This is a genomic window from Cellulomonas sp. PS-H5, from assembly GCF_019265565.1.
In the GTDB taxonomy this organism is placed as follows: Bacteria; Actinomycetota; Actinomycetes; order Actinomycetales; family Cellulomonadaceae; genus Cellulomonas.
Map to the genome: position 1 here is coordinate 1 of NZ_JAHVCI010000020.1, position 16679 is coordinate 16679.

Consider the following 16679-nt stretch of genomic DNA (forward strand, 5'->3'; position numbering starts at 1 on the left):
GTCGTTGCTGTGCATGAGCAGGAACTGGTGGAGCAGGTCGAGGTTGCCGGTGGGGTCGCGGTCGAGCAGGTCGAGCAGCTCGTCGAGGATGTCGGTCTTGGGGATGGTGCGGCCGTTGCGGTAGGCGATGGCCTGCCAGGCGGTGGCGCCGGCACCGGGTGCGCTGTGCAGGGCGGCGGCTACGTCGTTGTCGAGTGCCTGCCGTTCGGCGCGCAGGTTGTCGAGTGCGACGATCTGGGTCGCGATGTCGTCGGTGAGGGAGGCGACGGTGCCGCGGGCGTGGGTGATGCGCCAGGCCGCGGTGTCGTCGTCCTTCTCGTAGCGTGCGAGGGTCTTCTTGGCGGTACTGAGGGAGCCTTCGGCGCTGGACAGCGCGGAACGGATCTGGTCGCCGCGGGCCTGGATGTCCCTGAGGCGGGTGGCGTAGCGCACGAGCTCGTCCTTGACCCGGTCCCACGCCGCGACGGTGAGCCTGCTGGACTCGGTGGCCGCGTCCAGGCTCGAGCAGAACGCGTTCCCGGCCTGTCCCTGCCAGGCGGTGCGCACCGTAGGGGCGAGGGTGCTGGCGGTGCTGGCGGCGCCGGCGAGGTCGGTGCAGATCCCGCGCACCTGCTCGGCGGCGCTGTCGCACACGCTGGGCACGCCGTGGTCGGGCCGGCGTTCCATCCCGCTCACCGGAAGCTCTCCGCGACGTCGGTGTGCTCGTAGGGGTTGTCCGCGGGATGCGGCGGGGTCAGATCGCCGGGTGTCGAGGCCCGTGTCATCAGGGCCAATTTCGGCCTGGGTGTGGGAGAGGGTGACGGGTGGACGGTCGAGGAGCACCCGGCTATCACCAGGAACGCCAATGCGCTCATGGCGCACTCGCGCAGTCGTGTCCGCACGCTAGTTCACCTTTCCGGCCGCCATCTGGCCGCGGCTCGCGGTCTTGTCGCTATGGCTCATAGACAGCCATTTGCATTCTGCGTCGGGGATTACCTCGCCGCGAGGCTCGGTGGCCGGGTCGGAGGTGTGTCGTCCCGCCAATGCGGCGGGGGTGTCGAGAACGGCGCGGGCGATGTGAAGACGCTCGTCCGCGGCCAGTCGACAAAGATCTGGGTGGTGACTTCGACGTCGGGGCAGGGTTCGGAGCTGGGCTGCACTTCGCGGAGGCGGTGCGTGGTGGGTTCGAGCCCGAGTGTGATCAACGCGGTGCGCTCGTCCTCGGTCAACGGCGAGAGGTCGTAGGTGATCCGGAACCTCTGGGTCGAGCCTTCGGTCTCTACCTCACCCGTGCTTCGCAGGGCGTAGCGTTGGGGCGAATCCTCGTAGCACGCGATCACCTCGACGTGGCCATCGTCTCGAGGAGCGATCTCCAGTGGCGTGAAACTCGCCGGGCCGATTCCGAACCGATCTCCTCCTGTGGTGAACGAGTAGTTTTCCTCGCATTTGAACCCGTCTGCGTCCACCAGCGCCTTGTACTCGTCGGTGCTGCACAGGTCGTTGAGCCACCCCCACGAGGCGACGACGAAGTCGCGGCGGAGGGAGACGATGACGTCGGTGTGCTCGTAGGGGTTGTCCGCGGGGTGCGGCGGGTTCAGTTCGCCGGGTGTCGAGGCACGTGTCACCAGAGCCATGCTCGGCCTGGGGGTGGGGGAAGGTGATGGGTCGATGGTCGACGAGCATCCGGCGATCACCAGGAGGGCCAGTGCGCCGACGCCGCGTCGGCGAAGTCGTGTTCGCACGCTAGTTCACCTTTCCGGCCGCCACCTGATCACGGCTTGCGGTCTCGCCTTTATTGCTCATGGACAGCCATTTGCGGTCTGCGCCGGGTTTTACCGAGCCGCGAGGCTCGGTGGCCGGGTCGGAGGTGTATCGTCCCGCCAATGCGGCGGGGGTGTCGAGAACGGCGCGGGCGATGTGAAGACGCTCGTCCGCGGCCAGTCGACAAAGATCTGGGTGGTGACCTCGACGTCTGGGCAGGGTTCGGACCTGGGCTGCACTTCGCGGAGGCGGTGCGTGGTGGGTTCGAGCCCGAGCCCGAGCGCGATCAACGCGGCCTGCTCGTCCTCGGTCAAAGGCGACAGAATGTAGGTGATCAGGAACCTCTGGATCGGTCCCGCGGTCTCCACTTCACCCGTGCTTCGCAGAGCGTGGCGCTGGGGCGAGTCTTGATAGCAGGCGTGGACCTCGACGTAGTCATCGTCGCGAGTTACGACCTTCAGCGGCGTGAAACTCGCCGGGCCGATCGGTAGTTTATCTCCGCCTGTCGTGAATGAGTAGAATTCCGCGCACCTGAACACCCCATCCTCGTCGACCAGTGCCCGGTATTCGTCGGTCTCGCACAGGTCGTTCAGCCCCGCCCACAGGGCGACAGCGAAGTCGTGGCGTAGGGAGATGACGACGTCGGTGTGCTCGTAGGGGTTGTCCGCGGGATGCGGCGGGGTCAGATCGCCGGGTGTTGAGGCCCGTGTCACCAGGGCGGGCACGCTTGGCGTGGGTGTGGGGGAGGGTGATGGGTCGACGGACGTCGAGCACCCAGCGATCACCAGGCAGGCCAGTACGCCGATCCCGCAGCCACGGAGTCGTGTCCGCACGCTAGTTCACCTTTCCTGCTGCCATCTGATCGCGGCTCACGGTCTCGTCGCTATGACTCAGTGAGACCGAGTAGGCGCCATCGGTCTCCTCGCTGCTGAAGGCGGCCGCCGCGGTGTCGTACGTCTCGCCAATGTTCTTGGCGAAGTCATCGATCGTGACCGGGCGTACCAGGCCGGTGCCGAGGTCTACGACGGTGTACGGGGGGTTCATTCCGGCGATCGCGGTCTCGAGTGCGTCGCTGATCCTGGTATTGAGCTCGTCACGGCCCGCCGTCTTGGGGTTGTTGCGGATCTCGAGCAACTGATCGTCCGTCAGGATCTGCGGCATGATCTTCGCCAAGACGTCTGGCGCCACAGTGGTGGCAGCGGCAACTCCGATGCCGACGCCCGCACTCGCGCCCGGGACAGGTACCAATCCGCCGACCGCGAAGATCTGGTCGAGGAGCGCCCGCGACGAGTTGCTGAGGCGTGCCGCGTCCCCTGCTGCCTCGACGCTGTAGGCCGCGTACGTGAAACCCCACACGGCGCTCACCGAGCTCAGAAGGGCTCGGGCCTGATCGAGTGTCGGGGGCGTCACGCCCGTCACGTGGGCCAGCACCGCGTCGCCGTAAGCGCGCATCTGGACCAGGAAGGCACTCAGAGCGCTCGGATGGGTGGCGGCGACACCAAGGGCGCGAGCCAGGTTGCCGAACTGCGCATCCAGCGTCGGCGCGTTCTGGAGGAGTCCGTCGCGGAACACTTCCGCCGCTACGCCCGTGGACGTGGATCGATCCTGATCGCCGAAGATGTTGCCCGCGATCTCCGGGATGAAGGACGAGATGGCGATGGCGATGTCCAGTGCCGCCGCCGGGCTCACGTTCGAGGTGTTGTAGTCGGGACGGCCGCCCAAGTTGTCCAGAGCCGTGGAGCAGAACTCGAGGATCGCCTTCCACTGCTCGTCGCCGCCGGCGAGATCCACGGGTTCGTTCGCGATCGCCCGGAGCAGGGCGGCGGGTCCGGTGAACCCGTCGCTCGCCCAAGGATGCCTGCCGTACCAGTAGGCCACCGCTTCCGTTGGGTCGCTCCGCGAGAAGAAGTAGTCGCGAGCTTCCCCGGGGATCTGGCTCATGAGGAGGAAGAGCGTGTTCGCCAGCGACTCGATCGTGTAGTCAGCCGCTCCCGAAGGGGCGCCGAGGGGAGCGGTGATCGCAGCGAATCTCGTGGGGTTCAGGTGACGGAGTTCGTCGAGACGCGCGAACGCGCCGAGGCCCACGTGGGGCGGCACACCCGGCGATGCCAGCAGGCGGGCGAGGAGCTCCTGGTCTGAGGTGAGGGACGACACGGTGTCGGGGTCGATCGCGTTGACGAGTGCGGCACCGAAGGCGCGCTGCTTGTCGGAGGACCACCCGGACGAGGCCGTGACGAAGCCGGTGGCGAGCAATCCGAAGATGAAGGTGGCGGTGCCGCCCGGTCCGGCTCGGCGCATGAGGTCGATCAGCCCTCGTGCGCCGAGCCCGTCGAAGAACGTGCTCATGAGCTCGGTGTCGTTGCTGTGCATGAGCAGGAACTGGTGGAGCAGGTCGAGGTTGCCGGTGGGGTCGCGGTCGAGCAGGTCGAGCAGCTCGTCGAGGATGTCGGTCTTGGGGATGGTGCGGCCGTTGCGGTAGGCGATGGCCTGCCAGGCGGTGGCGCCGGCACCGGGTGCGCTGTGCAGGGCGGCGGCTACGTCGTTGTCGAGTGCCTGCCGTTCGGCGCGCAGGTTGTCGAGTGCGACGATCTGGGTCGCGATGTCGTCGGTGAGGGAGGCGACGGTGCCGCGGGCGTGGGTGATGCGCCAGGCCGCGGTGTCGTCGTCCTTCTCGTAGCGTGCGAGGGTCTTCTTGGCGGTACTGAGGGAGCCTTCGGCGCTGGACAGCGCGGAACGGATCTGGTCGCCGCGGGCCTGGATGTCCCTGAGGCGGGTGGCGTAGCGCACGAGCTCGTCCTTGACCCGGTCCCACGCCGCGACGGTGAGCCTGCTGGACTCGGTGGCCGCGTCCAGGCTCGAGCAGAACGCGTTCCCGGCCTGTCCCTGCCAGGCGGTGCGCACCGTAGGGCCGAGGGTGCTGGCGGTGCTGGCGGCGCCGGCGAGGTCGGTGCAGATCCCGCGCACCTGCTCGGCGGCGCTGTCGCACTCGCCGGGGACGCCGTGGTCGGGCCGGCGGTCGGTCCCGCTCACCGGAAGCTCTCCGCCAGTGCGGCGTCGACGCAGGTCATGCTGTCGACGGCGGCTTCGAGCTGGTCGCCCAGGTTCGCCCAGGAGGTGTAGGCGTTGGCGTCCTGCTGCCGGATCATCTGGAAGGCGTGCACGTAGGCCTGGATCACCTGGTCCGAGCCGCACGAGGAGATGGACGGGATCGTGCGGTCCGGGCGGATCATCGACCGGCACTCCCGGAGCGTGCGCACGGGTTCGGCCACTGCGTCGCCGCTCACGGTCAGGGTGCTCACGGTGTCGTCCTCGCTCTCGGGTCGGGTGGTGCCGGTCGTGGCTGGTCAGGGGCGTGGCAGCTGGACGGTGCGCGCGTGCCCGGTCTGGACGTACAGCCCGCGCCCGACGGGGAAGTCGGTGCGCCGCACCCGGGGGAACGACGTGCGGAACAGGGAGTCGCCGTCGGCCTGGTCCGGCTGCAGCGCGATCCCGCGCCGTTCGCTGCGGAGCTCGCCGATCAGGGGCCAGGACGACAACCAGGTCTGGGTCTCCGACTCGGCGATCACCAGGTGCCCGTTGCGGCGCGCGGAGCGGATCAGCCCGAGCAGGGCGGCGTCCACCTCGGAGTTCACGAAGTCGGCGACGCCCTCGATGACGAGGGTGCTGCCGGGCTCGTCGTCGTGGGGGACCTCGAACTCCGGCGCGAGGTCCCGGGCCATGGCCGCGATGTCCTCCATCCGGCGGGCCGTGCGGTCCCACACGTCGGCCTTGCCCGCCGCGGAGCGCCGGGGGCCCACGTAGTAGAGGGGTGCATCGGCGCGGTGGCGCCGAAGCGCGTGCGCCAGGGCGATGAGCGCGGTCGTGCGCCCGGACCCGGACATGCCGGCGACGACGAACGTCCCCGACCGGCCGAACCCCATCGGGGCGAGCGTGTCGTCGGCGATGCCGAGGACGGGTTCGCCGGCGACGTCGTCCGGCAGGTCCGCGACCGGGACGACGCTCTCGAGCCGCCGCACCCCCGGCGCCTCCGGAGCCCCGGCTGCGGCGATCTGCGCCGCCAGCGCCTCGATGTGCGTGGCCTGCTCGACGGGTGCGTCGCAGCCACCCGGAGTGGCGACCTGGATCACGTCCGTGGTGCCGGACAGCACGGCGCGGCCGGCGGGGGACTCGCCGGAGAACACGTCCTTGGGGATGCCGAGCTGGGCGGAGGCGTTCTCATCGACCTGCCGCAGCACGAGCCGCTTGCCGACGGCGCTGGCCATGGAGGTCGGCAGGCCGCTGGGCTGCTCCACGGTCACGACGACGTGGATCCCGACGGCCCGCCCCTCGGCGAGGACCCGCTGGAGCTGGGAGACGATCGCGGCGGTGGTCGACTGGCCCTCGTACGTGCTGCGGAACGCCACCAGGCCGTCCAGCAGCAGGTACAGCCGGGGGTCGTCCTGTCCGGCGAGGTCCCGGTAGCCGGTGAGGGTGTCGGCCCGTGCGGCGGAGTAGGCGCTCGCGCGCCGCTCGACCTCTGTGAGCAGCTCCGTCAGCAGCCGCTGCACCCGCTCCGTGTCCGACCCCGCGACGACGGACCCCACCTGCGGCAGCGCCTCGAGCATGCCGAGCGCGCCGCCGGCGAAGTCGAGCCCGTAGATCCGCACGTGCCCGGCGGCGGTGGCCGCGGCGACGGCGATCGAGCGCAGCGCGGTGGACTTCCCGGAGCCGGAGGTGCCGTAGATCGCGAGCGACCCGTCCTCGTCCGGCCGGTACCGGAACGCCACCTGAGCCTGGTCTGCGGGGACGTCGACGAGGCCGAGGGGCAGGTCGCCGTCGGTGTGGCCGGAACCGGTGTCCAGGGTGATGATCTCCGGCAGCTCGTCGAGCCACGGCCGCCGCGGCGCCGGGACGCCCGCCTGCTCCGCGGCGCGCCGCAGCGTCGCGACGACCCGCGCGGCGTCGGTCGGCCCCTCCACGGGCCGCTCGAGCAGCGCCTCCGGCGGCGGTGGCACCGTCCACTCCTCCCCGGGCCCGAACGCCAGCGTCTCGATGCCCACGGACACCGGCGGGGGCGCGCTGTCGGACCGCCCGCCGACGTATCCGGTCTGGAACATCGCGAGCCGCCCCGGGCCGGTCCGCACGGCGCCGCGCCCCGGGATCCGGGGGTCGAAGTGGGCCGCCATCGGGGAGCCGAGGACGTCGCTGGAGTCGGCCTCGTCGGCCATCCGCAGGGCGATGCGCAGGTTGGTGTTGGCGCGCAGGTTGTCCTTGATGACGCCGGCGGGACGCTGGGTCGCGAGGACGAGGTGCAGGCCGAGGGAGCGACCGCGCTGGGCGACGTCGACGACGCCGTCGACGAACTCCGGGATCTCCTGGACGAGGGCGGCGAACTCGTCCACGACGATGACGAGGGCCGGCGGGGTGCGGGGGTCGCCGGTGCGCTCGAGCGAGAGCAGGTCCTTGGCGCCGGCCTGGGCGAGCAGGTGCTCGCGGTGCCGGAGCTCGGCGCGCAGCGAGGTGAGGGCACGCCGCACGAGGTGGCCGGCGAGGTCCGTCACCAGGCCGACGCAGTGCGGCAGCTCGACGCAGTCGGCGAACGCGGCGCCGCCCTTGTAGTCGACGAACAGGAAGGTGACCCGGTCGGGGGAGTGCGCGGCGGCCATGCCGAGCACCCACGCCTGGAGGAACTCGGACTTGCCGGCGCCGGTCGTCCCGCCGACGAGGGCGTGCGGTCCCTGGGACCGGAGGTCGAGGACGAACTCGCCGTCGGTGCCCTGCCCGACCACGCCGCGCAAGTGGGCGTCGGACGACCGCCGGGCGGGAGGCGCGGTGCGGTCGAGGATCGACCCGGTCTCGTGCCAGCGCTCGACGACGGCGCCGGCGTCCTCGGCGACCTCCGGTCCGACGATCGCGAGGTAGCCGGCGGACCGGGGCAGGTCGGACTCGTCCAGGGTGAGGGCGCCCGCGTCGGTCACGCCCGCCAGGTGCCGCCCGAGGGCCGTGGCGGTCTCGGCGTCGAGGGTCTCGGGGGTGATGTCCCACCACTGGCCGTCGGCGGTCCGGCCGGTGCGCGCGCCGCGCTCGTCGGCGACCAGGACGGCCCGGCACGAGGCCGGCAGCCTGCGCTGGGTGTCGGCGCGCCAGACGACCACGACCCCGGCGGCGAGCCCCTCCTCGGCGATCCGCACGAGCCGGCCGCGCTCGGCCGGGGCGTCGTCCTCGACGAGCAGCACGACCCAGGGCAGCGCGGTGCCACCGCGGGGGCGGGAGCCCTCGAGGCGGTGGGCGATGAGCTCCTCGACCTGCGTGACGACGGTCGCGCACGAGGCGGGGCTGGACGCGAGGTGCGCCCCGAGCGGGGAGTGCGCCGAGTCGACGTGCGGCAGCCACGACAGCCACTCCCAGCGGGACGCGCTGGTCCGTGACGCGAGGCCCGCGACCACGACCTCGGCCGGCGAGTGCAGGCACGCGACCTGCGCGAGCAGCGCGCGGACGACGGGAACCGCGTGCTCGGGGTCCCCGGTGACGCCCAGCACGCCCAGGTCGGTCAGGTCCACGGTGTGCGGGACGCCGTCGACGTCCCGCAGCCCGTCCAGCACGTCCTGGAGCTCCTGCCACAGGCCGGCGTCGGCGGAGCCGCGGGACGGCTCCTCGACCGTGGTGCGCGACGGCGCGGTGCCGGTGCCGACCCGGACCGCGAGGAACCCGGGCTCCCCGGGGCGGGTCGACCACAGCACGGGCGCGAGGCCGAGGGCGGCGCCCACGGTCTCCCGCGTCGCGGGCGCCTCCGCGAGCCGCGCCTGCCGCTCGGACTCGTGGTCCGCGCGGACCTGCGCGCGCAGCAGGTCGAGCCCGTCGTGGAAGGCGGCGGTCTCGGTGACGAGCTTCCGCTTGCCCGTGCTCCGGCCGTTCCACCAGTTGGCCACCATCATGAGCGGGCTGAGCGCCACGAACATGAGCGACATCGGGTTGCGGGTGAAGGCGTACATCGCGGCGCCCACACCATCGGCCCGATGAGCATCAGCGCCGGGAAGCGCGAGGGCGTCGGCGGTGTGGGCACGTCCGGCGCGGGGACCGTGCGCTCCGGGTAGCGGGCGACCAGCCGCGGCGAGCGGTTGTAGGCCATCACGGCCCCCGACGCCCCGGCGGTGTGGGTGCGGGCCTCGGGGTCGATCACGAGGACCTGGAGCTCGGTGCCGCCGAGCACGAGGATGTCGTCGGGGCGCAGGACGCCGCGGGTCACGGCGCCGTCGCCGATGACGACCCCGTTGGCGGACCCGGCGTCGACGACCTCCACGACGTCGCCGACGAGCAGCCGCGCGTGCAGGCGGGAGACCTGGGGGTCGGTGAGCCTGAGGTCGCAGTCGGGTCCGCGCCCGATCGTGGCGGTGCCCGCGGGGAGGTCGAGCTCGCGGCCGGAGTCGGGGCCGGCGACGACGACCAGGCGGACGACCGCCGGTGCCTCGTCGCCCTGCTCGCGGTGGTCCGCCGCGGCGACGGTGATGGTCGACCCCGCGCGGAAGCCCGACTCGCTCAGGGTGGTCGCGGGATCGAGCGTGCGGAGCTCGACGTCGTCGGGCCGGTGGATGCGGAGCACGCGAGGTGGGGGCGGGGCGCCGACGGGGTCCGCACGGACCAGCGCGTCGGCGAGGTCGCCCGTGGTGGCCGTGGCGTCGGTGGTGATCGTCACCGGGGTCGCCGGCGCGTGCGGTCGGCGCAGGACGACGCGGGTGCGCATGGCTCCTCCGGGGGCGGGACGGCGGGCGGCGGCCAGGCCGTCGAAGGCGGGCGGTCGGGGCGAGCCGGCGCCGTGCGGAGGGGTGCGGCCCCCGTACGGCGCCGGTCGCGGTCAGCCGCGCAGCCGCGCGGCGATCTCGGTGTCGGTGTCGCGCAGCACCTGCGCGGTCGTCCGCAGGTTCTGCGCGATCTCGGTCAGGTTGCTCACGGTCGTCGTGGCTGCGGTCGTGAACTGCTCGTAGCTCTGGTTGAACGCACCCGACGCCTGGTCGGTGACGAATCCCGACGACACGAGGTTCTGGATGAACGTGCGCAGCTGCGTCAGCTGGTCGTTCAGCTGCTCGCGCCCGTCCGTCAGGCGGCGGGCCGCGGCGTCCATCTCGTCGTAGCTCACGTTCAGGTTGGCCATGGGGGACTCCCTCGTCGTCGGTGGCGGGCGGGGTGCGCCGCCCGTGCTGCCGGACGCTAGCGCGCCTCTCAGTGCCGCCAGCGGAAAGTTGAGTGCCGTCGGGGAAAGTTGAGTGGCGACGGAAATCGACACGGTATCGAAATGTGGTCAGACCGGGCACCGGTGCTACCTGAGCGGATGCAGCACTCAGTGGCAGGGAGCTCCCTGAGTAGTGCGCGCCGCGGGCCACTGGGTGGTGTGCGCGCTGTCCCGGACGACGTCCCGCGCCGCTGTGACCTGGGTGTCCGCTACTGTCCACCCCGCCGGTGCGCCCGTGCCGCCCGGCCCGCCGCCCGGCCCGCCGCCGCGTCGATCGTCCGTCGAAGGAGTCCGTGTGTCCGCCGTTCCTCGTGCCCTGAATGCGTGGTCGGCTCGCCGCCGCATTGTCGTGGCCGCCGCTGCGCTCGGCATTCTCGCGCTCGTTTCGGTGCTCGTGGTCCCGCGTCATTCCGTGGCCTCCGAGCAGCACGGGTTGCAGACCATCGGCGTGCAGCTGGGGACGGACGGGGCGATCCGGGCGGTGTCCACGGCGAGCGTCGTGCGGGACGAGGCCGGGGGCATCACGGAGCTCCGCGAGGACCTGGAGCCGGCGCAGGCCGCAGCCGACCTGCCCGTGCGGGTGCAGACCGCCTGGTGGCACGACGGGACCTCGGGCACCGACCTCGCGGACCTCGACGGCAGGGCGGGGCGGTTCGTCGTGCAGGTGGCCGTCCAGGACCTCACCGCGCAGCCGACCGACGTGGCGTTCGAGACGGGCGGCGCCCGGTACCAGCAGCAGGCACTGGTGGGCGTGCCGCTGACGGTGGTGGCGAGCGCCGTCGTGGGCGCCGGGGACCGGGTGGTCCAGGTCGACGACGGTGCGCAGGACGACCCGCGGGTGACGGACGGCGTTCTGGTGGAGACGGTCGAGGGCGCGCGCTCGGTGCAGTGGGCCGCGTTCCTCGCCGCCCCGATGCTGTCCCCGACCGCCGAGTTCACGCTGGTGGTCGAGTCGGCGGACTTCCGGGCGCCCTCCGTCGACCTGACCGTCCAGCCCGGGCTGGTGACGGACCCCTCGGTGGCCGCGCTCATCGACCGGGCGTACGGCGCGGACGGGTACGCCGCGCGGCAGGAGAGCGCCGCGATCGGGCTCGTGCAGCGGGTGGGCCGGACCCTGGCCGAGGGGCTGGACTTCGTCGACCAGGTGCACGCCGCGCTGGTGCAGGACGTGGCGCACCTCGGCGAGCGGACGTACCAGAACCTCGGGTCGAGCTCCGAGCAGGTGCTCGACCACCTCGCCCGCACGGGCGAGGAGCTCGAGGCCGTGCTGACCGACACGCGGTCCGGCCTCACCCAGGTCGGCTCCGAGACGCACCGCGGCGTCCGCGACCTGTCGCGCTCGGTCACGGACGTCCTCGGCTCGCCCGGCGTGCGCCCCGCGCTGTCGGAGACGGTCGTGGCCGGCTGCTCGGTGACCATGCCGGCGCTCGCCGAGGGCGAGGCGCGCACCGTGTCCGCCACCGTGCACCTGGCGGACGCACAGCTGCGAGCCGTCGCGGACCTGTTCGCCGCGGGCCGGGCCGCTCCACCCGACAACTGCCGCGCGGCGCTGCACGAGCTGGTGCTGGAGACGGTGGGCGACCCCGTCGCGCTCGAGGACCCCGAGGCCGCGGCCCGCTGCGAGGCGACCCCCGAGGGTTGGCGCACCGTCGCCTGCACCCTCGCGGTGGCGCGCGGCGCCCTCGCCGCGGACTTCACGCTGCTCGCGACCGCGCTCGACGACGTGCGCACCGTGGCCGACCGGCTCGACGTCGGCGCGCTGAGCGGCACGCTCGGCGGGGCGCAGGGCGTGGCCGCGTCGCTGACGACGCTGCGCGACGAGCTCGCGGCTGCGCGGGCGGGGTCCCGCTCGGTCGGCGCCGACCTCGCCGCCTGGGTGGACCGCGTCCAGGCCGCGTCGGACGACGCCCGCGCGGGCGTGCGGGCGTCGCGTGCGGCACTGACCGGCACCGCGGCGGCCGTGGACCGGCTGCGATCGGCCAGGGACGACGTGCACCGGCTGCTGTTCGATCCTGCCGACGGCCTCGGCGCGACGCTCGACGCGCTCACCGAGCCCGGGGGAGCGCCCGCCGGCACGGGCGCGTGGTTCCTCGCGTCGCCGTACGCGGGCGCGCTCGACGACCTGGCTGCGACCCTCGGGGGCGACGGGTGCCCCGCGGGCTGGTCGGACGACCTCGGCCCCGGCTCGGAGGCAGAGGAGGTCGTCGCGGCGCTCGACCGCCTGGGCGCGGCGGACTGCCCGCTCGGCGACCTGGCGGCGGCGACCGCCGACCTCGTCACCGGCTACGCGAGCGCGGTCGCGGGGAGCGACCTGCTGACCGAGAGGGCCGGCACCGCGCGGGCTGCGCTCGACGCCGTCGAGGACGCCTTCGGCGCCCTGGACGCGGCGGTGGACGACCTGGAGGCGTCGACCGGCGCGTCCGGGCCGATGGCGCAGGCGCTGCGCGCCCTCGACGACCCCGGCTCCGGGACCGGGGCGCTCGCGGCGGTCGCGGCGGAGGTCGAGGAGGCGCGCGCGCTCGTGGCCGACGGCGGGGACCTGCACGCGCTCGACGAGCGGGTGGCGGCCCTGGTGGCCCTGGTGAGCGGGATCTGGCCCGACGACTCGGTCCAGCCGACGCCCGACGCTCGCGAGTGCGCCGCGGTGCAGCCGTCGCCCGCGGGGCGTCCCGACGCCTCGGCGCAGGCGGTGGTGTGGCTCGCGAACCGGTTGCTCTGCCTCGAGGCCGACCTGGGGAGCCGGCTGCGTGACCTCGACGACCGGCTGGGTGCGGTCTCGGCCGGCTCCGACGCGCGGCTCGGGCACGCCTCCGAGCGGACCCGGGACGCCGCCGACCGCGCGCACGAGCAGATCGACCTCCTCTCCGCCGGGCTGGTCGCCGAGGTGACGGCGCAGCGGGAGGCGGCCACGGCGAGCTCGCAGGAGCTGGTCGCGGCGGCCCGGGAGCAGGTGCGGGAGGAGATGGACGCGGTCCTCTCGGGTTACGACCTGGCCAGCAGCGGGGTCCTCCAGCAGCTCACCGAGGCGATGGACCGATCGGGCGCCCAGTCGCAGTCCGTGGCGGCGTCGCTCGGCGGGGACTTCGCCGACCTCCTGGCCAACCTCGGGTCGCCCGACCCCACCAGCAGGGGCGGTCTGCTCGGCAAGCTGCACGGCGTCACGACGCAGGTCGGTGACACGGGCGGCGTGCTCGACTCGGTGCACGGCACCACGACCGCGTACGGCAACGTCCGCTCCGGGGAGCTCCGCGACCTCGACCTGCGGGCCGCCCAGTTCGCCGCGGCGGAGGAGCGGCTCACCGCGTACCGACCGTTCGCCGGCGTCGACGAGGACCTCGAGACGGTGTTCGTGTTCCAGCTCCGGGGCGAGCGGTGACGCCGCGCCCGGTCCGCGCGGCCGCGGCCGGCGCGGTCGCGGCCCTGCTGGCGGTCCTCGGCGCGTGCACCGCCCCGGAGCCGGTGCCGGAGGTCCCGGCCGTACGGCCCGAGCTCTCCCGCACGGCGGAGATCCCGGCAACGGTCCGCCTCGGCGTGCTGATCCCGCCGCTGGAGGGCGTCGGGTCCGAGTTCCGGCCGCTGGTCGAGGGGGCGCAGGTCGCCGCGTACCGGTTCGGGCTCGGCGGCCACCGGGTGGAGCTGAGCGTCGCGCTGGACGACGGCACCGCGGACGGGGCGCTGCGGTCGATGCACGCCCTGCTCGCCGAGCGCGTCGCGGGGGTCGTCCTGGCCTCGCCAGGGGCGCACACGGTCGCCGCCGTGGCGGCGGCGGACGACGCGGCGACCGCCGTGGTGCTGCCGTACGGTGCCGCAGCGGGTGTCGCACCGGGTGCGTGGTCGGTCGCCCCGAGCCCCGGCGCCGTCGCGGCACGGGTGCACGACGCGCTCGACGGGCTGGCGGCGAGCACGCCGTACCGCGTGGCGGCGGCCGACCGGCCGGACCCGGGCCCCGGCGACGCGCCCGACGACGACGTGCCGCCGGGCGCGCCGTCCCGGACGGGAACCCCCGAGGACCCGGCCGCCACCGCCGCGGAGATCGTCACGCTGCTGGACCAGCGGCTCGTCGACGCGGTCGTCGTGGACGCCCCTGCGGTCGACCAGGCCGCCCTCGTGGTCGCGCTGCAGGGCCTGCTCGGGACGCGACAGCTCCCGGTGGTGCTGACCCCGGAGGCGCTGACCCCGGTGTTCGGGGACACGCTCGCGGCGGCGGGGACCTCGGGCGGCCGGCTGGTGGGCATCGGCACCGACACCCAGGACCACACCGCTCTCACGGGCTCGGGCGAGGGATCCCGCACCGCGGCGTTCCTGGCGGCGGTGCGGCTCGCGGCCGGCGACCCGGCGTGCCGCAACGTCTACGACGACGACGGCTGCGGGGCGGGTGTGCCGAGGGCCGACGCCGCGAGCCACGACGCCGCGCTGGCGCTCGTCCGGGCCGTCGACCGCGCGGGGTCGGACGAGCCCGCGCGGGTGCGCGAGGCGCTCGGCGGCCTGCAGCTCGGGCGGGCGGACGGGCTCGCCGGGCCGGACCTTGACTTCCGCTCGGCCCAGGCGCTCGCGGACGCCGACGTGGTGCTCCTCCAGGCCTCGACGTCCGACGCCGGGGTGCGGCCCGCCGCGCCCGACGGGTCGCGGGCCGCCCTGTCCTGGTTCGCCGGGGCCACGCCGTGACGGAACCGGCCGCCGCGGGTCGCGCCCTCGGCAGCCGGTACCGGCTCGTCGACCGGCTGGGGTCGGGCGCGTCCGGCGAGGTCTGGCGAGCCCACGACCGCGAGACCGGTGCCGATGTGGCGGCGAAGCTCCTCTGGCCCCAGCACGCGGCCGACCCGGAGATCCTCGGGCGGTTCGTCCGGGAGCGGTCGGTGCTCCTCGGCCTGGACCACCCGCGGGTGGTCCGGGTCCGCGACTTCGTCGCCGAGGGCCGGGACCTGGCGATCGTGATGGACCTCGTCGCGGGGCCCAGCCTCGGCCGGCTGCTCCGGGAGCGGGGCACGCTGCCGCCCGCCACGGCGGTGCCGCTCGCGATCGCGGTGCTCGACGCGCTCGACGCCGCCCACCGCCGGGGGGTGGTGCACCGGGACGTGAAGCCGGACAACGTCCTGCTGGCCCGCGCGGGCAGCCTCGCGGCGGCCGACGTCCGGCTGGCCGACTTCGGCATCGCGGGCATCGTCCAGGACGAGGGAGCGCCCGGCACCGAGCTGATCGGCACCCCCGCCTACATGCCGCCCGAGCTGGTGGCCTACGGCAGGTCCGGGCCGGCGTCGGACGTCTACGCGGTCGGCGTGCTCCTGTACGAGCTGCTCGCCGGCCGGACACCGTTCGCCGGCGAGGGCACCCACCTGACCCTCGGCATGCGGCAGATGGAGGACGCCCCGCCGCCGCTGCCGGTGTCCGCGCCGCTGCAGCGGGCGCTGGACCGCCTGCTGAGCAAGGACCCCGCCGCGCGGTCTGCTGCGGCGGAGGCGGCGCACCTGCTCAGGTCCCTGCACGAGACGGACCTCGCGGGCCCGGCGCTCGCGGTGCAGCCGACGCCGGCGTCCTGGTCGCGGAGTGCGACGGCGTTGCCGGGGAAGCGGGCCGTGGAGGCGGCGCTCCGCGGGACGTCCTCCGCGGACACCCCCGGGGCCGCCGCGAGGCCGGACCGCGCGGCCGACGGGGCGCCTGCCGAGGCGCCCGACGACCTCGAGGCCACCTCGCTCCGCGCGGCGCGGCCGGCGCGGCCGATGCCGGCCGGTCCCACCGAGGACGAGCGGTCGTCGGAACCCGACGGGTCCACCATGATGCGGGCGGCGGCTCCGGACCCGCGGATCGTCCCCCGGAGCGCGCTGGCGCGACGGACGTCGAGGCGCGCCAGGGTGCTGATCGGGGTCGGTGCGGTCCTGCTGCTGGGTGGCACCGGGGCGGGGGTGTGGGCCTCCGGGGTCCTCGACCGGGAGCCGGGCGCGACGGAGGTCGAGGTCACCACGGCTGCCGCGCACCGCAGCGGCAGCACCCTGCCGACCGGCCTCCGGATGGACCTCGACGCGTCGTGGGACGCGCGGGACCGCGTCACGCGGCTCCGGGTCTCGCTGTCGGCGGCCCCGAACGCGCCGCTCAGCGGCGACGTCCTCGTCGTCACCCCGGCGCCGGACGGCGGCTGCGCCGACGCGGTCGGGGAGGAGGGGGTGGTGCGGCCCGTCCGGGCGTCGAGCGACGGCGTCGACCTGGCGTGCGGCCAGCGGCTGCTCGACGTCGACCTCTCGGGGCCGGGGACCGCCGTCGTCGACCTCGCCGTGGACCTGGTGCCGGTGGGCGCCGACGGAGTGATCGCCGACGACTACGGCCCGTGGCTGGAGACGGTGCAGCAGGCCACCGACGCGGCCCTGCCGGGCTTCCCCGGCGCCGCGTTCGCGCTGCAACGGGTCTCCGGCGTGCGAGTGGAGCCGATCGGGGTCACGCTCGCGGCCGCCGCGACCCCGGTGCCGTACCGGGTGACGGCGCAGCTCGCCGGGGCAACCGGTGCCGAGGAGATCGAGCTGTTCACCCCGGACACGAGCGACGGCATGGAGACCGAGCTCCTGCAGCAGCTCACCGGGGGAGCCGGGCTCGACGGCGTCACGGTCTCGTCGTGCCACGCCGCCCAGGTCGTCGGCATCCGCGTGCTCGCTGAGCAGCCCGACTCGTCGTGCCACGTCCGGGTCGTCGTCGGCGCCCTCGACTCGGGCGAGGCGGGGTTCGCGATCCGGATGCGCTGAGCGGC

At 74.1% G+C, this 16679-nt stretch carries 11 protein-coding genes; 3 read left to right on the forward strand and 8 right to left on the reverse strand.

Features of this window, described 5'->3' with window-relative positions; genetic code table 11:
• The 8 genes from J5O08_RS09860 to J5O08_RS09895 all read right to left on the reverse strand — a co-directional run.
• Positions 1-666, reverse strand: a 666-nt coding sequence (locus J5O08_RS09860) for a hypothetical protein (protein ID WP_218706669.1), incomplete at its 3' end; no start/stop codon positions are given.
• Between the two features lie 305 nt (positions 667-971).
• Positions 972-1604, reverse strand: a complete 633-nt coding sequence (locus tag J5O08_RS09865; protein WP_218706670.1) for a hypothetical protein — start codon at positions 1602-1604, stop codon at positions 972-974.
• Between the two features lie 207 nt (positions 1605-1811).
• The gene (locus tag J5O08_RS09870; protein WP_218706671.1) at positions 1812-2465 is read right to left on the reverse strand and encodes a hypothetical protein; all 654 of its coding nucleotides are present in this window, start codon (positions 2463-2465) and stop codon (positions 1812-1814) included.
• A gap of 109 nt (positions 2466-2574) precedes the next feature.
• Positions 2575-4770, reverse strand: a complete 2196-nt coding sequence (locus tag J5O08_RS09875; RefSeq protein ID WP_218706672.1) for a hypothetical protein — start codon at positions 4768-4770, stop codon at positions 2575-2577.
• Positions 4767-5039 carry a hypothetical protein gene (locus J5O08_RS09880; protein ID WP_218706673.1) on the reverse strand — a complete coding sequence of 91 codons (273 nt, stop codon included), beginning with the start codon at positions 5037-5039 and terminating at the stop codon, positions 4767-4769. The genes J5O08_RS09875 and J5O08_RS09880 overlap by 4 nt, the downstream gene beginning before the upstream one ends.
• A gap of 45 nt (positions 5040-5084) precedes the next feature.
• Positions 5085-8711 carry an FtsK/SpoIIIE domain-containing protein gene (locus J5O08_RS09885; RefSeq protein ID WP_218706674.1) on the reverse strand — a complete coding sequence of 1209 codons (3627 nt, stop codon included), beginning with the start codon at positions 8709-8711 and terminating at the stop codon, positions 5085-5087.
• The gene (locus J5O08_RS09890; protein ID WP_218706675.1) at positions 8651-9460 is read right to left on the reverse strand and encodes an FHA domain-containing protein; all 810 of its coding nucleotides are present in this window, start codon (positions 9458-9460) and stop codon (positions 8651-8653) included. Before J5O08_RS09890 ends, J5O08_RS09885 begins: the two co-directional genes overlap by 61 nt.
• 111 nt (positions 9461-9571) lie before the next feature.
• Complete coding sequence (locus tag J5O08_RS09895) at positions 9572-9868, reverse strand: WXG100 family type VII secretion target (protein WP_218706676.1); 297 nt, start codon at positions 9866-9868, stop codon at positions 9572-9574.
• A 490-nt stretch (positions 9869-10358) separates the two neighbouring features.
• Here J5O08_RS09895 and J5O08_RS09900 point away from each other — a divergent pair, with 490 nt between their 5' ends.
• From J5O08_RS09900 to J5O08_RS09910, 3 genes are read left to right on the forward strand one after another with little or no spacing between them, the layout of a single operon-like run.
• Positions 10359-13322: a valine--tRNA ligase gene (locus J5O08_RS09900; RefSeq protein ID WP_218706677.1), complete on the forward strand. Its 2964-nt coding sequence runs from the start codon at positions 10359-10361 to the stop codon at positions 13320-13322.
• The gene (locus tag J5O08_RS09905) at positions 13319-14611 is read left to right on the forward strand and encodes a hypothetical protein (protein WP_218706679.1); all 1293 of its coding nucleotides are present in this window, start codon (positions 13319-13321) and stop codon (positions 14609-14611) included. The genes J5O08_RS09900 and J5O08_RS09905 overlap by 4 nt, the downstream gene beginning before the upstream one ends.
• Positions 14608-16674, forward strand: coding sequence for a serine/threonine-protein kinase (locus J5O08_RS09910; protein ID WP_218706681.1), 2067 nt, complete (start codon positions 14608-14610; stop codon positions 16672-16674). The genes J5O08_RS09905 and J5O08_RS09910 overlap by 4 nt, the downstream gene beginning before the upstream one ends.
• Positions 16675-16679: the final 5 nt, after the last annotated feature.